Below are 14,916 nucleotides of genomic sequence, written 5' to 3' on the forward strand. Positions count from 1 at the left end.
AGCACCATGGGCCAGCCCGCGCTTCTCGACGGCTCGCGCAGCGAATTGCGCCAACGGCTCAAGTCCGAGCGCCAGGCCCTGATCGACGCCTTTCATCAGGACGGCAAGCCGGAGAAGCTGCTGCGCGGCCTGCGCACCTGCGTCGACGGCGTGCTGACGAGCGCCTGGCAGGCCGCCGGCCTGCCAGCCAACACCGCGCTGGTGGGCGTCGGCGGCTACGGCCGCGGCGAGCTGTTTCCGTATTCCGACGTCGACCTCCTGATCCTGCTCGGCCAGCCGGCCGACGCCCTCACCCAGGCGAAACTGGAAGGGCTGGTCCAGCTGTTCTGGGACCTGGGCCTGGAGATCGGCCACAGCATCCGCACCGTCGACGAGTGCCTGGTCGAATCCGGCGCCGACATCACGGTGCAGACCAGCCTGCTGGAAGCGCGGCTGGTCACGGGCGACGAAGCCCTGTTCGCCGAACTGCGCCGCCGCTACCGCGCAGCCCTCGACCCCCAGGCCTTCTTCCAGGCCAAGACCGCCGAAATGCGCCTGCGCCACGCCAAGTACGAGTACACCGCCTTCGCGCTCGAGCCGAACGTCAAGGAAAGCCCGGGCGCGCTGCGCGACCTGCAGGTGATCATGTGGGTGGCCAAGGCGGCCGGCCTGGCCGAATCGTGGAGCCAGATGGCGCGCGCCAAGCTGATCACGCGCGCGGAGGCGCGCCAGCTGATGGAAAAGGAATACGCTTTCAAGGACATCCGCGTGCGCCTGCACCTGCACACCAGACGGCGCGAAGACCGCCTGGTGTTCGACGTGCAGACCGCGATCGCCAAGACCTTCGGCCTGGAGAACGCCGACGGACGCCGCGCCAGCGAATTCCTGATGCAGCGCTATTACTGGGCGGCCAAGGTCGTCACCCAAATGAACACCATCATGTTGCAGAACATCGAGGCCCAGCTGTTCCCGCGCCCGGCCAGCCCGGTGCCGATCGGCGGCGACTTCGGCCGCCATTTCAACGAAGTCAACGGCTTCATCGACATCGCGGCCGGCGACACCTTCGAACGCTTCCCCTCGACCGTGCTCGGGATCTTCGTGGCCATGACCGAGCGCCCCGACATCAAGGGCATGACCGCGCGCACCATGCGCGCCCTGTGGCATGCGCGGAACGTCATCGACGACGGGTTCCGCGCGAACCCCGCCAACAAGGCCCTGTTCCTGCGCATCCTGAAGGCCCCGGTGGGCCTGCTGCATGCGCTGCGCCGCATGAACGACATGGGCGTGCTGGGACGCTACCTGCCGGCCTTCCGCAGCATCACCGGCCAGATGCAGCACGACCTGTTCCACGTCTACACGGTGGATCAGCACATCATGATGGTGGTGCGCAACCTGCGCCGCTTCACCATGACCGAGCACGCCCACGAATACCCCTTCTGCAGCCAATTGATCGCCGACTTCCGCGACCGCTGGCTGCTGTACGTGGCCGCCCTGTTCCACGACATCGCCAAGGGGCGCGGCGGCGACCATTCCGAGCTGGGCATGCAGGACGCGCTCGACTTCTGCCGCGGCCACGGCCTGACCGAAGAAGACACCGAGCTGGTGGTTTTCCTGGTCCAGCAGCACCTGACCATGTCGACCGTGGCGCAGAAGCAGGACCTGTCGGATCCGGACGTGATCGCGCATTTCGCCGCGCTGGTCAAGGACGAGCGCCACCTGACCGCGCTCTACCTGCTCACGGTGGCCGACATCCGCGGCACCAGCCCGAAAGTGTGGAACGCCTGGAAGGCCAAGCTGCTGGAAGACCTGTACAAGGTGACCCTGCGCGTGCTGGGCGGCGAGCCGCACAGCGCCGACCGCGAACTGCGCGCGCGCCAGAAAGAGGCGCTGGCGACGCTGCGCCTGTACGGCCTGTCGGCCACCGCCCACGAGGCGCTGTGGCAGCAGCTCGACGTCGCCTACTTCCTGCGCCACGACGCCTCCGACATCGCCTGGCAGACGCGCGCCCTGCACGACAAGGTCGACAGCCCCAGGCCGGTGGTGAAGGCGCGCCTGGCGCCGATCGGCGAAGGCCTGCAGGTGGCGGTCTACCTCAAGGACCAGCCCGACCTGTTCGCGCGCATCTGCGGCTATTTCGAGCGCAAGAACTTCAGCATCCTGGACGCCAAGATCCACACCACGCGCCACGGCTACGCGCTCGACTCCTTCCTGGTGACCGAAGAGAATTTCGTCGGCAGCTACCGCGACATCATCAACCTGATCGAGCACGAGCTCGGCCTGCAGCTGGCCTCGCAGGAAGCCTTGGGCCCGCCCACGCGCGGCCGCCTGTCGCGCCTGTCGCGCACCTTCCCGGTCACGCCGAGCGTCGATCTCAGGCCCGACGAGCGCGGCCAGTTCCACGTGCTGTCGATCGCCGCCAACGACCGCCCTGGCCTGCTGTACGCGATCGCCAGCGTGCTGACGCGCTACCGCATCAACCTGCACACCGCCAAGATCATGACCCTGGGCGAGCGCGTCGAAGACGTGTTCCTGATCGACGGCGCGGCGCTGAGCAACCCGCGCACCCAGGTGCAGCTCGAGACCGACCTGCTGGACGCCCTCAAGATCTGATCCGCACGATTCAACCACTTTATTTTTTCGTTTTCCCGATGACCGAACCTGTCCGCCTCTCCAAACGTATGTCCGAACTCGGCCTGTCCTCGCGCCGCGAAGCCGATGACTGGATCGCCAAAGGCTGGGTGCGCGTGGACGGCAAGGTCGTCTCCGAACTGGGCAGCAAGGTGCTGCCGCACCAGAAAATCACCGTCGAGCGCCAGGCCGCCGCCGAGCAGTCCAAGCGCGTCACGGTCCTGATCAACAAGCCGGTGGGCTACGTCAGCGGCCAGGCCGAGGACGGCTACAAGCCGGCCGTCACCCTGGTCAAGCCCGAGAACCGCTGGCCCGACGACCCCTCGCCCGAGCAGTTCCACCCGACCCAGCTGCGCAGCCTGGTGCCGGCCGGCCGCCTCGACATCGACTCGGTGGGCCTCCTGGTGCTGACCCAGGACGGCCGCATCGCCAAGCAGCTGATCGGCGAGAGCACCTCGATCGAAAAGGAATACCTGGTGCGGGTGCAGTACACCAAGCCCGGCGCCCTGCCGGAGGCGGACCTGAGGAAACTGAACCACGGCCTGTGGATGGACGGCAAGCCCCTGCTGCCGGCCAAGGTGCGCTGGCAGAACGACGACCAGCTCAGCTTCACCCTGAAGGAAGGCCGCAAGCGCCAGATCCGCCGCATGTGCGACATGGTGGGCCTGAAGGTGATCGGCCTGAAGCGGGTGCGCATCGGCAAGGTCAAGCTGGGCGACCTGCCGCCCGGTCAGTGGCGCTACCTGCGGCCGGACGAGCAGTTCTGAGTCGCCCGCTTTCCTAATACAGCGAATCGCGCTGGCGCTGCGGCAAGGCGCGGTCGTAGGCTTCCCCATCCATGCCGCCTCGCGTGAGCGCCGCCAGCATCGCACCCGGCGTGGGCACGCCCGACCTGTCGTGTTCCTCCGGGCGCCACAGGCGCGAGCGCAGGGTGGCGCGTGCGCACTGGAAGAACACCTTCTCGACCGCGATGCGCAGCACGCAATGCGGCCGCTTGCCCTCGACGGCGAATGAGGCCAGCAAATCGGGATCGGCATCGATCTGCGCGCGGCCGCGAACGCGCAGCGTTTCGCCCACGCCCGGAATCATGAACAGCAGCCCCACGCGCGGGTCGACGATGAGATTGCGCAAGCTGTCGATCCGGTTGTTGCCGCGCCGCTCGGGCAGGAGCAGCGTATGCTCGTCCACGATCCGCACCAAGGGGCCGGCGTCGCCACGCGGCGATACGTCCGGGCCGTCGGCGCCGCAGGTAGCCAGCAGCGCGAAGCGCGCCTGCGCAATCCAGCGCGCGTAGACCGGATGCAGGCGACCGGTTTCCTTGGCAAGCGAGGGCGGCGCCACCTCGCCGAACAGAGCCTCGAGCGCCGCGCGGTCGGTAATGAGATGCGCGCTCATGATGCCTTAGTGCGCGCGGCCATCGTAGTGCTGCACCGGGATGGCAGAATGACCCAGAGCAGCGAGCCCTTGCGCCTGCAGATCGAGCAGTTGCAGGCAAGCGCGCCGTCAATCTCCCCTTCTGCTTCGAATGCCACTTGCCCGCAGTGGCAGCTTCCTTCGTAGACCATCCCGGCCTCCTGATGATTGTTATCGCGAAGACCATACGCTAGCACAAACGCAATGCGGCACGCAGCGGCGCGCCACGTCGCGCGCCGCTGCGCGACAATGCCGGGAACCGTCGAGGAGGAGTCCGGATGAAAACGGTCTACACCATCGGCCACTCGAACCGGCCGATCGAAGAATTCCTGGACCTGCTGCGCGAGCACGGGATACAACGCGTGCTCGACATCCGCACCGTCCCCAAGTCGCGCCACAACCCGCAGTTCGGGCAGGACCAGCTGCCGGCCTCGCTGGCCCAGGCCGGCATCGGCTACGAATACATCCAGGCGCTGGGCGGGCTGCGCAAGGCGCGCAAAGACACCCCGAACGGCGCCTGGCGCAATGCCTCCTTCCGCGGCTATGCCGACCACATGCAGACCGAGGGGTTCAGGGAGCACGTCGACCTGGTCGCGCGCATGGCGGACGACACGCGCTGCGCGCTGATGTGCGCGGAAGCGGTGCCGTGGCGCTGCCACCGCTCGCTGGTGGCCGATGCGCTGGCGGTGCGCGGGGTGCCGGTCGAGCACATCATCAACAAGGGCAAGACCAGGCCGCACACCATGACGCCCTTCGCCCGGGTCGACGGCCTGCGGATTCTCTACCCGCCGGAGGCGGTGCCGGAAGAATGAACCCTAGCCGCGCCGGCGGTCGGCCAGGAACTGCTGGGCGCGCGGATGCTGCGGCCTGGTGAAGAACTCCTCGGGCGTGGCGCGTTCCAGGATGCGCCCTTCGCTCATGAACACGATGCGGTCGGCCACCTCGCGCGCGAAACCCATCTCGTGGGTCACGCAGACCATGGTCATGCCCTGCCCCGCCAGCGAGCGCATCACGCCCAGCACCTCGCCCACCATTTCCGGGTCGAGGGCGCTGGTAGGCTCGTCGAACAGCATCACGGGCGGACGCATCGCCAGGCTGCGTGCGATCGCCACGCGCTGCTGCTGGCCGCCCGAGAGCGCGTTCGGATAGGCGTCGCGCTTGTGCGCCAGGCCCACCTGCTCCAGCAGCTGCATGGCGTACTCGCGCGCTTCCTTCGGCGTGGCGCGCTTCAGGTTGACCGGCGCCAGCGTGCAGTTCTCCAGCACCGTCAGGTGCGGGAACAGGTTGAAATGCTGGAACACGAAGCCGATGCCGGCGCGCAGCGCGTTCACATCCGTGCCCCGGGCATGGATGTCGCGCCCGTCGATGCTGATGCGGCCGGCGTCGATCTCTTCCAGGCGGTTGAGGGTGCGGATCAGGGTCGACTTGCCGGACCCGGAGGGGCCGCACACCACCACCACCTCGTTCTTCTTGACGGCTTCGCTGATGTCGACCAGCGCATGGTATCTGGACGAGCCTGCGCCGTACCACTTGTTGACGTTATCGAGAACGATCATCGTTCATGCTTCCTTTTCTACGACGCCTGCACGGCGCGCCCCTGCAGGCGGCGCTCGAGCAGGAAGGCCAGGCGGGACAGGCCGAAACACAGGATGAAATAGCTCAGCGCCAGGATCAGGTACACCTCCACCGCCTGGGTGAACACCAGGGTGTTGACCTGGGTGGCGATGAAGGACACTTCCGACAGGCCGATGATGTAGCCCAGCGACGTCGCCTTGATGGTCGAGACCAGCTGGCTGACGATCGAGGGCAGGCCGTTGCGCAAGGTCTGCGGCAGCACCACCAGGCGCAGCGCCTGCGGATAGGACAGACCCAGCGCACGGGCGCTTTCCAGCTGCCCTTTGGGCAGCGCGCGGATGCCGCTTGCGACGATCTCGGCCAGGTAGATGCCGTCGAACAGTACCAGCACCATCAGCATGGTGGTGGCCTGCCCGGTCTTGACGCCGGTGACGGCCGGCAGGAAGAAGTAGACCCAGAACACCACCAGCAGCAGCGGCACCGCGCGCACCAGCTGCACCAGGCCGGCGACCGGCCAGCGGATCGCGGGGTGGCTGCTCACGCGCGCCACGCCCAGCAGCAGGCCGAAGGGCATGGCCAGCAGCAGCGCCCCGGCCGACAGCAGCACGGTCAGCGCCAGGCCGCCCAGCGGACCGTCGGGATACTGGCCGACCAGGAAGTACAGCCAGTAGGTATCGATGAGCTCGATGATCGAATTCAGCATGGGCGCCTCATGCCGGACGGACCGGATAGCGCCGCTGGAACAGCCAGGCGGCGAAGGAAATCAGGAGCGACACCGCCAGGTACGCCAGGGTCGCGAAGCTGAAGGCTTCAACGCTGCGGAAGCTGCTGGTCTCCACCCGCGCGGCCTGGTACATCAGTTCGGCGGCGCCGATCACGGTGGCCACGCTGGTGTCCTTCCACAGGTTGACGGTCTGCGACAGCAGCGGCGGAACCGATGCGCGCAAGGCCTGCGGCAGCAGCACCAGGCGCACGGCGGCAACCCGGCCCAGGCCGAGCGAGCGCGCCGCCTCGAGCTGGCTGGCGGGCACCGCGCGGATGCCGCTGCGGATGTCTTCCGCCATGTGCACGCCGCTGTACAGCGCCAGCGCGATCACGGCGCACACCGCTTCCGGATTGTGCGCGTACAGGAATTCGCGTGCGTTCTCGGGCAGCAGCTCGGGAAAGGCAAAGTACCAGAACAGCAGGTGCGCCAGCAGCGGCACGTTGCGAATCGCTTCGATAATCGTTGAAGCGACGGCGCGCGCCGGCGCGAAGGCCGAGGTGCGCATCACCGCAAGGACCGCGCCGAACGGCAGGGCAATGACGAAACTGCTTGCCGTCAGCTGGAGCGACAGGATGAGGCCCTGCACCAGCCAGTCGTGGTACTGGCCGGATTGCAGGATGCCGGGATCGAAGAACTGCAAGGCGAGGACTCGGGGACGGCTCAGATCTTGTCGGTGCTGATTTTGAAGCTGCGCTTGGCGATGTTGGCGCGGGTGCCCGGGCCGTACCACTTGTTGAACAGCTTTTCGGCTTCGCCGCTGGCTTCCAGGCCGCGCAGGGTCTCGTCGACCACGGCCTTCAGGTTCTTCTCGCCCTTGCGCAGGCCGAGCGCGATCGACTCGATGCCGATGCTGGTCGGCAGGATGGTGAAGCCCTTGGCGGCCGGGCCCAGTTTGCCGTAGTCGGCCAGCAGCGAGGATTCGTCGTTGACGTAGGCGACGCCCTTGCCCTGGCGTAGGGCCTGGAAGGCCTGCTGGGTGTTCTCGAAGGTCACCACTTCGGCGGTCGGCACCGCCTTGCGGATGTTGGTTTCCTGGGTGCCGCCACGCACCGTGACCACCTTCTTGCCGGCCAGCTGGGGCAGCGCGCTGATGCCGCCGGCGGCGCGCACCATGACCTTGGAGCCGGTGACGAAGTGGGTCAGCGCGAAGTCCACCTGCGACTCGCGTTCCTTGTTGTGGGTGAGCGTGGCGGCCAGCACGTCGACCCGCCCTTGCTGCAGCTCGGGGATGCGGCTCGACACCGACATCTGCTTGAACACGGGCTTGACCCCGATCTTCTTCGCGACCGCGGTGGCGATGTCGATCTCGTAGCCCACCAGCTGGCGGGTTTTCGGGTCGATGAAGCTGTTCGGCTCGTCGGTGCCGAGCACGCCGAACACCATCTCGCCCTTCTTCTTGATGTCCGCGAGCTGGTCGGCGTGCGCGGCGGTGGCGGCGGCGAAGTTGGCGCCCAGGGCGAGCGCCCCGATGAGGATGTGACGGCGGGTGAACATGTTCTTCTCCAGACTGCAAAATATTCGATCACGGCAGTATAGAGCATGATCTTGCATGGCCGAACGATCAATTAGCCATAAGAAAATGCGCTCCTGACTATAAGCACCAAGTAATATTCATTCGATAAGTTCATTTCTGCAAGCAGCCCGTGTTGTCGTTCGCGCATGCTAGAGTAGCAAGCAGATCATGGACATGCTGGAGACAAGATGCTGATCGTTACCTACAACGTCAATGGAATCGGCGCCCGCATTGGCGCCCTGCTCGACTATCTCGAAGAACGCAAGCCGGATGTGGTTTGCCTGCAGGAGCTGAAGGCGCCGCAGGAGAAATTCCCCGAGGCCGCCATCCGCGACGCCGGCTACCATGCGATCTGGCACGGCCAGAAGAGCTGGAACGGCGTCGCCATCCTCACCCGCGACGGCCCGGCGCAGGAGCTGCAGCGCGGCCTGCCGGGCGACCCGACGGACGAGCAGAGCCGCTACATCGAGGCGGTCTACCGGGGCGTGGTCGTGTGCGGGCTCTACCTGCCGAACGGGAACCCGGCCCCGGGACCGAAATTCGACTACAAGCTGGCCTGGTTCGAGCGCCTGATCGCGCGTGGCGCCGAGCTGATCGACGCCAAGGTGCCGGTCGTGATGTGCGGCGACTTCAACGTGATCCCGACCGAGCTCGACGTCTACAAGCCGGAGCGCTGGGTCGACGACGCCCTGTTCCGCCCCGAGTCGCGCGCCGCTTTCGAGCGCCTGATGGCGCAGGGCTGGCTGGATGCGCTGCGCAGCATGTACCCGGACCAGGTGATCTATACCTTCTGGGACTACTTCCGCGACGCCTTCGGGCGCGACGCCGGCATCCGCATCGACCACCTGCTGCTCAGCCCCGCGCTGGCCCCTGCCCTGCGCGGCGCCGGCGTCGACAAGTTCCAGCGCGCCAAGGAAAAACCGAGCGACCACGCGCCGACCTGGGTCGAGCTGGACATGGAAGCGGTCGTCCTGCCCAAAGCCTGAAGCAGCTGTAAGTTATCGGGGTGCAAATTTTGCGCTAGGATACTGGTCCGTTTCCCCGACCAGTTTTTCTCATGCTCACACCCGAACAGTTCCTTGGCTTCCTCACCGCCGCGATCCTGATCACGCTCTCGCCCGGCCCCGACAACATGATGGTGCTGGGAGTGGGCATCGCCAAGGGCCGGGCGCGCGGCATCGCCTTCGGCCTCGGCTGCGCGCTGGGCTGCCTGAACCATACGCTGCTGGCGGTGATCGGCGTGAGCGCCCTGATCGCGGCCTCGCCGACGGCCTTCACGGCGCTGAAGATCGCCGGCGGCCTGTACCTGATCTGGATGGGGATCGGGGCCCTGCGCAGCCGCGGCGGCGCCCGGGCCGCGGGGGTGGCGCCCGACAAGGCTCACGAAGAAAGCGCGCGCCAGCTGTTCTTCAAGGGACTGCTGGCCAATGCCATCAATCCCAAGGTGGTGCTGTTCTTCCTGTCCTTCCTGCCGCAGTTCGTGGTGGCCGCGCGCGGCGATGCGAACTGGCAGATCGCCTGGCTGGGGCTGACGTTCACCCTGCAGGCGGCGCTGCTGTTCGGGCTGCTGGGCTATTTTTCGGGGGCGATCGGCCAGTGGCTGAACCGCACGCCGCGCGCCGGGATGTGGCTGGACCGGATTGCCGGCGCCATTTTTGTCGGCCTCGGTTTGCGCCTGATCGTGGCGCGCTGATACCGCATCGGTCCTGCACGACGCCGGTCGTCCCGGCGCAGGCCGGGACCCGAGTTTGCCGCGGTTCGGCGGCCCACCCCGGGTTTCCGCCTGCGCGGGAACGACGGACGGTCTGCGGGCCGCTTGTCCTTACAGCGTAATGCTGACCTTCGCCGACGGCTGCTTGCGCGCCGCCACCGGCACTTCCAGCAGCTGGTGCTTGCCGTTCCAGCTGAACGCCACCGCGCGCCCGTCCACCGTCACCGCACGCGGCTTCCTTGCCACGTTGTGCACCTTGAGCGCAAACCCGCGTTCGCTCGGGGCCTGGGCCTTGCCGGTCTCGGTCTGCAGCTCGACGTCGAGCCTGCCGTCCGCATGGCGGCTGGCGAAGCGCACGATCTCGTACTTGCCCCTGGCGTAGGCATCGACGGTCTCGCCGTCGTCGTCGTACATGCTGCCCTCGCCCTGCGCGACGCTGGCGTCGTGGTAGTAGTGCAGGTCGATGCTGCGGGTGCTGTAGTCGCGCGTGGTCTGCACCACCTTGGCCATCGGCACGAAGGCGCCGGCGCGCACGTACACCGGAATGTTCGCCTCGACCGGTTTCACCACCTCGGTGATGCCGCCGCGGTGCTTCTCGCCGGTGTGGAAGTCGAACCAGACGCTGTCCTTGACCGGGAAGTGCACTTCCTGGCGGGTCGCGCCCGGTTCCACCACCGGCGCCACCAGGAAGTCGCGGCCCCACAGGTAAGTCGAGGACATGCCGGTGGCCTCGTCTTCCTCGAACAGCACCGGGCGCATCAGCGGCATGCCGGTCCGGCTGTTCTCGAAGGCCAGCGTGTAGTTATACGGCAGCATGGCGTAGCGCAGCCACACCGCCTCGCGCGCCAGCACCTTGGTGCGCTCGTTGCGGAACACCGGCTCCGGCGCCACGTCGTCCTGGGCATGCGGGCGGAACACCGGCTGGAACACGCCGTACTGCAGCCAGCGCACGTACAGCTCGTCGTCCAGCACGGCGCCGGCAAAACCGCCCAGGTCGGAGTGCATGTAGGCCAGGCCCTGCATGCCCATCTGCAGCGAGATCTCCATCTGCGACTGCAGGCCGCCCCAGCCGCGGCTGACGTCGCCCGACCACGGGATCATGCCGAAGCGCTGCGAACCCGAGTAGCCGGCGCGCATCAGGATGAAGGGGCGCTCGTTCGGGAAATCCTTCTGGTAGCCCTCGGCGATCAGGCGCGCCCAGTCGTGGCCGTAGACGTTGTGGACCTGGTCGGCGCTTTTCACACCTTCTTTGTTTCCACCGTGGCGCACCCAGGACGGATGCACTTCCGGCTCGCCCAGGTCGCCCCACCAGCCGGCCACGCCGCCGTTCTTGAGGCCCTTGTAGATGTCCCAGAACCAGTCGCGGCCCTGCTCGGTGTACAGGTCGACCAGGCCGGTGTTCCCGAAGTAGAAATCGTAGGTCGCCGGCTTGCCCGTCTCATCGGTGGCCAGCACCTTGCGCTGCACCGCCTCCTGCCAGCGCTTCGAGGTCGTCAGGACGAAGGGCTCGGTGATGACGATGGTCTTCACGCCCTGCTTGCGGAAGTCGGCCATCATCTGTTCGGCGTGCGGGAAGCTGTCGCGGTCCCAGGCCAGGTTGCCCATGGTGCCCTTGACCTCCTTGCCGAACCAGTACAGGTCGAGCACGACGGCGTCGAGCGGAATCTTCTCCTGCGCGAACTTGTCGACCACGGCGCGGGTCTGGGCTTCGGTCTTGTAGCCGAAGCGGCTGGCGAAGTTGCCGAAGGCCCAGCGCGGCGGCAGCGGCTGGCGCCCGGTCAGGCCGGTATAGTTGGCCATGACGTCGGCCCAGCTGTCGCCGGCCACCACCTGGTAGGTCTTGCGCCCGCCGATCACTTCGTAGCGCAGGGTGCCGTCCTTGCGGCTGTCGAAATCGAGGTAGCCGACCTGCGGGTTGTCGAAGTGGATCGCGTACTTCTTCGACGACAGCGCAACCGGAATCGTGTAGTTCAACAACTGCGAGGTCTTGCCGTAGCCGTAGTCGGCCTTGTTGTAGAGCTGGAAGCGCTTGCCGCGGCGGTTCATGCCGACCGCGCGCGCGCCGGCGCCGTACAGCGCCTCGCCGTCGTCCAGGGCGAATTCGATGCTTTCCATCTTGTCGCTCCGGGCGTAGCCGCCCTTCTCGGCCACCAGCGGCTTGCCCTTGTACAGGTAGCTGATGCGGAAGGGCTGCCTGTCCACCACCACGGTGATGCCCGGGGTCGCGAATTCGATGCGCCTGGCGTCGCTCTTGAGCGTCGCGCCCACGTCCGCCGGCGCCAGCACCACCGCGTGCGAGGCCGGCTCGAACTGCTCGCCCTTCGGAATGAAGGTGGTCTCGACGACATGGGCCGAATACGGCTTGATCAGGTAGCGGCCGTCGCTGGTCGCCAGCTCCAGGGTGTTCTGGTTGCGGGTAACGCCCTGCAGCTGGCGCTCGGCGTTCTGGGCAAGGGCAAGCGGGCTGAAGGCGGGGGAAGCGGTGAACAGGCACAGCAGCAGCCGCGCAATCGTCGTTTTCGTCATGGCTCTCGGTTGTCAATGGGACAAGCGAGAGCATGACAGAATTCCGTCAACTGAAAAAGTCTCTATGTAATAAAGTTACATATTCTCTTCGCCGGCGCACCGCGGCTGCTCAGCGCAGGTAGGACATGACGTTGTTGGCCACGCGCGCGGTCTCGGCGTCGGTAAGCGGCAGGCGGCGGAAGGCCGCCCAGGCCTCGCGCGGACGGATGTCGGCGCCGACAACGGCGTCGGAACCGTAGAGCACCCGTTCCATGCCGACCTGGCGCAGGCGCCGCACCAGCCGGCGCGCGTCGGCTGCCGACAGCCCGGGACGCGCGAAGGCGGTGACGTCGACCCACACCTGGCGCATGCGCGGATCGTGGCGGGCGGCGGCATCGGCCAGCACCGCCAGCGCCGCCAGCTGCGCGGCGGCCTGGCGCTCGCCGGAATACGCCACCTGCACCGGGACGTCGGGCGCCTGCGACAGCAGCTGGTCGATCAGGAGGCGCGCCTCGCGGGTGCCGGTCTCGCCCAACTGCAGCACGATCGCCATGCCGCGCGCATTGGCCGAACGGAACACGCGGCGCAGGCGCTCGACCTGTTCCGGGTCGTCCAGCTGGACGCCGCCAGCGGCCGGCTGCAGCTTGATGCCGCGCCCGAACTCGGGGCTGGCGGCGCAGCGCGCCAGTTCGGCCAGCGCGTAATCCTTGAGCGGATCGACGCTGCACAGCGCCACCAGGCGGCCGGGGAATTCCGCGGCCTGGCGCGCCGCCCAGTCGTTCTCGGCGCGCACCCGTGCGTACTCCGCGCCGGCGGAGCGCAGCGGCTGGCCATACACGTAGGCCACCGAGAGCAGCGCGGCGCGTTCGATGCCGGCGGCGTCGAGCTGGGGGATCAGGTCGCGCGCCGATACCGGCTGCACCAGCACCCTTTCCGCGCCGGCCGAGGACATGAAGGCCGCCGCGGCCGGGCTGTAGACGTATTGGTGGTGGTCCGCCAGGGGCGCCGCCGCGGCCGGGGCGCCAAGGGCGCCGGGAGCGGCCGGCGCCGCCACGGCCGGGGCGCCGGACACGGCCAGCGCGGCGCACAACAGAACGGAAAGACACCTCATACATACACCTCACGCAGTAGTCCGGCAGGCCGGTTTGCGGCCGGCCAAACCGCCATGTTATCGCATTGGCACGAACGCCTGTCAAGATTGCATCTTGCATGCCGCTCGCGTAGCATCGCCTGGTGCGCACCGTCCGCGATCCGGCCAGGCGGCAACCAATACAACCAGGAGAGACATGAAGAACGACATTCCGCCGCAGGTAGGGCAGCCCATGAGCCAGACCCGCTCCTTCCTCACGGTGGCGCTGATCGAGCTGTGGGAGCGTTTCGGCTACTACGGCATGCAGGCCCTGATCGTGTATTTCATGGTGCAGCGCCTCGGTTTCGAAGACAGCCGCGCCAACCTGGTATGGGGCGCCGCCGCGGCCCTGATCTACGTGGCCCCGGCCATTGGCGGCTGGATCGGCGACAAGGTGCTCGGCACCCGCCGCTGCATGGTCCTCGGCGCCCTGATCCTGACCCTCGGCTACGCCCTGATGGCGGTGCCGACCACCAATACCTGGATGACCTTCTCGGCGCTCGGCGTGATCGTGGTCGGCAACGGCCTGTTCAAGCCGAACACCGCCAACCTGGTGCGCAAGATCTACGAGGGCGACGATTCCAAGATCGACAGCGCCTTCACCATCTATTACATGGCGGTCAACGTCGGCTCGACCTTCTCGATGCTGGCCACGCCCTGGATCAAGGACCACGTCAACGCGACCTACGGCGGTGAACTCGGCTGGCACGTCGCCTTCGCCGTGTGCAGCGTCGGCCTGGGCATCGGCCTGCTGACGGTCGGCGTGCTGCGCAAGACCATCGCCCACGTCGGCTCGCCGCCGGACGCCGAGCCGCTGCGCGTGAAGCGCCTGCTGGCGGTGCTGGCCGGCGGCCTGGTGGCGGTGGCCGGATCGGCCGTCATCCTCGAGAACCAGGGCCTGGCGCGCGCCTTCGTGTACGTGGCCGGCATCGTGGTGCTCGGCATCTTCGCCCACCTGATCCGCACCAGCCAGCCGAGCGAGCGCGCCGGCCTGACGGCGGCGCTGGTGCTGACCCTGCAGACCGTGTTCTTCTTCATCTTCTACCAGCAGATGTCGACCTCGCTGTCGCTGTTCGCGCTGCGTAACGTCGACCTCGAGTTCACCGTGCTGGGCGCCCGCCTGTGGACCTGGTCGCCGGCCCAGTTCCAGGCCCTGAACGCGATCTGGATCATGGTCCTGAGCCCGGTGCTGGCCTGGATCTACACCCGCGCCGGGTCAAGCGGCAAGGACATCTCGATCGCCGCCAAGTTCGCGCTCGGCTTCGCGGTGGTGGCGGCCGGCTTCTTCACCTACGGCGTGGCCGGCGCCTTCGCGGTGAACGGCCTGACCTCGTCCTGGATCATGATCGCCGGCTACGGCCTGTATTCGCTGGGCGAACTGCTGGTGAGCGGCCTCGGCCTGGCCATGATCGCCCGCTACGTGCCGGCGCGCATGGGCGGCTTCATGATGGGCGCCTATTTCGTCGCGGTCGGCATCTCGCAATACCTGGGCGGGGTGGTGGCCAACCTGGCCGCGGTGCCGGAAGGGATGAACAATGCGGTGGAAACGCTGCCGGTGTATACCAGCCTGTTCAACAAGCTGGGGGTGGCGGCGATCGTCTGCACCCTGATCGCGCTGGCCGCGCTGCCGCTGATGCGCCGCCTGACCGCGACGCACCACGCGCACCAGTAGGAATGGCCGGTGGGCGGCAAAGCCG

Annotated in this window: 13 protein-coding genes and 1 pseudogene; 6 read left to right on the forward strand and 8 right to left on the reverse strand. The window is 67.4% G+C overall.

What is annotated here, in order from left to right:
• The first annotated feature begins 6 nt into the window (after nt 1–6).
• Both AB3347_RS18585 and AB3347_RS18590 read left to right on the forward strand, forming a co-directional pair.
• On the forward strand, nt 7–2,589 hold the full coding sequence (locus AB3347_RS18585) for a [protein-PII] uridylyltransferase (RefSeq protein ID WP_369093199.1): 2,583 nt from the start codon (nt 7–9) through the stop codon (nt 2,587–2,589).
• A 38-nt stretch (nt 2,590–2,627) separates the two neighbouring features.
• On the forward strand, nt 2,628–3,374 hold the full coding sequence (locus AB3347_RS18590; protein ID WP_369093200.1) for a pseudouridine synthase: 747 nt from the start codon (nt 2,628–2,630) through the stop codon (nt 3,372–3,374).
• Between the two features lie 13 nt (nt 3,375–3,387).
• Here AB3347_RS18590 and AB3347_RS18595 read toward each other — a convergent pair whose 3' ends face one another.
• A complete protein-coding gene (locus tag AB3347_RS18595; RefSeq protein WP_369093201.1) occupies nt 3,388–4,002 on the reverse strand; it encodes a pyridoxamine 5'-phosphate oxidase family protein in 615 nt (204 codons plus the stop codon).
• Nucleotides 4,003–4,049: 47 nt separating this feature from the next.
• A pseudogene (locus AB3347_RS18600) lies at nt 4,050–4,172 on the reverse strand (GFA family protein); the annotation flags it as partial.
• Nucleotides 4,173–4,298: 126 nt separating this feature from the next.
• Here AB3347_RS18600 and AB3347_RS18605 point away from each other — a divergent pair.
• On the forward strand, nt 4,299–4,832 hold the full coding sequence (locus AB3347_RS18605; RefSeq protein ID WP_369093202.1) for a DUF488 family protein: 534 nt from the start codon (nt 4,299–4,301) through the stop codon (nt 4,830–4,832).
• A 3-nt stretch (nt 4,833–4,835) separates the two neighbouring features.
• On the opposite strand, the gene AB3347_RS18610 is transcribed toward AB3347_RS18605, so the two are convergent.
• Genes AB3347_RS18610 through AB3347_RS18625 form a run of 4 tightly spaced genes read right to left on the reverse strand, consistent with a single transcriptional unit; the run spans nt 4,836 to nt 7,855 of the window.
• Nucleotides 4,836–5,576, reverse strand: coding sequence for an amino acid ABC transporter ATP-binding protein (locus tag AB3347_RS18610; RefSeq protein ID WP_369093203.1), 741 nt, complete (start codon nt 5,574–5,576; stop codon nt 4,836–4,838).
• Between the two features lie 17 nt (nt 5,577–5,593).
• A complete protein-coding gene (locus tag AB3347_RS18615) occupies nt 5,594–6,286 on the reverse strand; it encodes an amino acid ABC transporter permease (RefSeq protein WP_369093341.1) in 693 nt (230 codons plus the stop codon).
• A gap of 19 nt (nt 6,287–6,305) precedes the next feature.
• The gene (locus AB3347_RS18620; RefSeq protein WP_369093204.1) at nt 6,306–7,001 is read right to left on the reverse strand and encodes an amino acid ABC transporter permease; all 696 of its coding nucleotides are present in this window, start codon (nt 6,999–7,001) and stop codon (nt 6,306–6,308) included.
• 20 nt (nt 7,002–7,021) lie between these two features.
• The gene (locus tag AB3347_RS18625; RefSeq protein ID WP_369093205.1) at nt 7,022–7,855 is read right to left on the reverse strand and encodes an ABC transporter substrate-binding protein; all 834 of its coding nucleotides are present in this window, start codon (nt 7,853–7,855) and stop codon (nt 7,022–7,024) included.
• A 207-nt stretch (nt 7,856–8,062) separates the two neighbouring features.
• Between AB3347_RS18625 and xth the strand changes: the two genes are divergently transcribed.
• Complete coding sequence (xth, locus tag AB3347_RS18630; protein WP_369093206.1) at nt 8,063–8,860, forward strand: exodeoxyribonuclease III; 798 nt, start codon at nt 8,063–8,065, stop codon at nt 8,858–8,860.
• Between the two features lie 71 nt (nt 8,861–8,931).
• The gene (locus AB3347_RS18635) at nt 8,932–9,567 is read left to right on the forward strand and encodes a LysE family translocator (RefSeq protein ID WP_369093207.1); all 636 of its coding nucleotides are present in this window, start codon (nt 8,932–8,934) and stop codon (nt 9,565–9,567) included.
• Between the two features lie 129 nt (nt 9,568–9,696).
• On the opposite strand, the gene AB3347_RS18640 is transcribed toward AB3347_RS18635, so the two are convergent.
• Both AB3347_RS18640 and AB3347_RS18645 read right to left on the reverse strand, forming a co-directional pair.
• Entirely contained in the window at nt 9,697–12,111 is a 2,415-nt protein-coding gene (locus AB3347_RS18640; protein ID WP_369093208.1) for a TIM-barrel domain-containing protein, read from the reverse strand.
• Nucleotides 12,112–12,220: 109 nt separating this feature from the next.
• The gene (locus AB3347_RS18645; protein WP_369093209.1) at nt 12,221–13,201 is read right to left on the reverse strand and encodes an amidohydrolase family protein; all 981 of its coding nucleotides are present in this window, start codon (nt 13,199–13,201) and stop codon (nt 12,221–12,223) included.
• Between the two features lie 175 nt (nt 13,202–13,376).
• On the opposite strand from AB3347_RS18645, the gene AB3347_RS18650 reads away from it, so the two are divergent.
• Nucleotides 13,377–14,891, forward strand: a complete 1,515-nt coding sequence (locus tag AB3347_RS18650; protein WP_369093210.1) for a peptide MFS transporter — start codon at nt 13,377–13,379, stop codon at nt 14,889–14,891.
• Nucleotides 14,892–14,916: the final 25 nt, after the last annotated feature.

Source organism: Massilia sp. X63, from assembly GCF_041023745.1.
Lineage (GTDB): Bacteria > Pseudomonadota > Gammaproteobacteria > Burkholderiales > Burkholderiaceae_D > Telluria.

Excerpts from the sequence above, each read along its gene's own strand:
- AB3347_RS18585 (WP_369093199.1), top strand. The coding sequence starts at position 7 with ATGGGCCAGCCCGCGCTTCTCGACGGCTCGCGCAGCGAATTGCGCCAA.
- AB3347_RS18590 (WP_369093200.1), top strand. The coding sequence starts at position 2,628 with ATGACCGAACCTGTCCGCCTCTCCAAACGTATGTCCGAACTCGGCCTG.
- AB3347_RS18595 (WP_369093201.1), bottom strand. The coding sequence starts at position 4,002 with ATGAGCGCGCATCTCATTACCGACCGCGCGGCGCTCGAGGCTCTGTTC.
- AB3347_RS18605 (WP_369093202.1), top strand. The coding sequence starts at position 4,299 with ATGAAAACGGTCTACACCATCGGCCACTCGAACCGGCCGATCGAAGAA.
- AB3347_RS18610 (WP_369093203.1), bottom strand. The coding sequence starts at position 5,576 with ATGATCGTTCTCGATAACGTCAACAAGTGGTACGGCGCAGGCTCGTCC.
- AB3347_RS18625 (WP_369093205.1), bottom strand. The coding sequence starts at position 7,855 with ATGTTCACCCGCCGTCACATCCTCATCGGGGCGCTCGCCCTGGGCGCC.
- xth (WP_369093206.1), top strand. The coding sequence starts at position 8,063 with ATGCTGATCGTTACCTACAACGTCAATGGAATCGGCGCCCGCATTGGC.
- AB3347_RS18635 (WP_369093207.1), top strand. The coding sequence starts at position 8,932 with ATGCTCACACCCGAACAGTTCCTTGGCTTCCTCACCGCCGCGATCCTG.
- AB3347_RS18640 (WP_369093208.1), bottom strand. The coding sequence starts at position 12,111 with ATGACGAAAACGACGATTGCGCGGCTGCTGCTGTGCCTGTTCACCGCT.
- AB3347_RS18645 (WP_369093209.1), bottom strand. The coding sequence starts at position 13,201 with ATGAGGTGTCTTTCCGTTCTGTTGTGCGCCGCGCTGGCCGTGTCCGGC.
- AB3347_RS18650 (WP_369093210.1), top strand. The coding sequence starts at position 13,377 with ATGAAGAACGACATTCCGCCGCAGGTAGGGCAGCCCATGAGCCAGACC.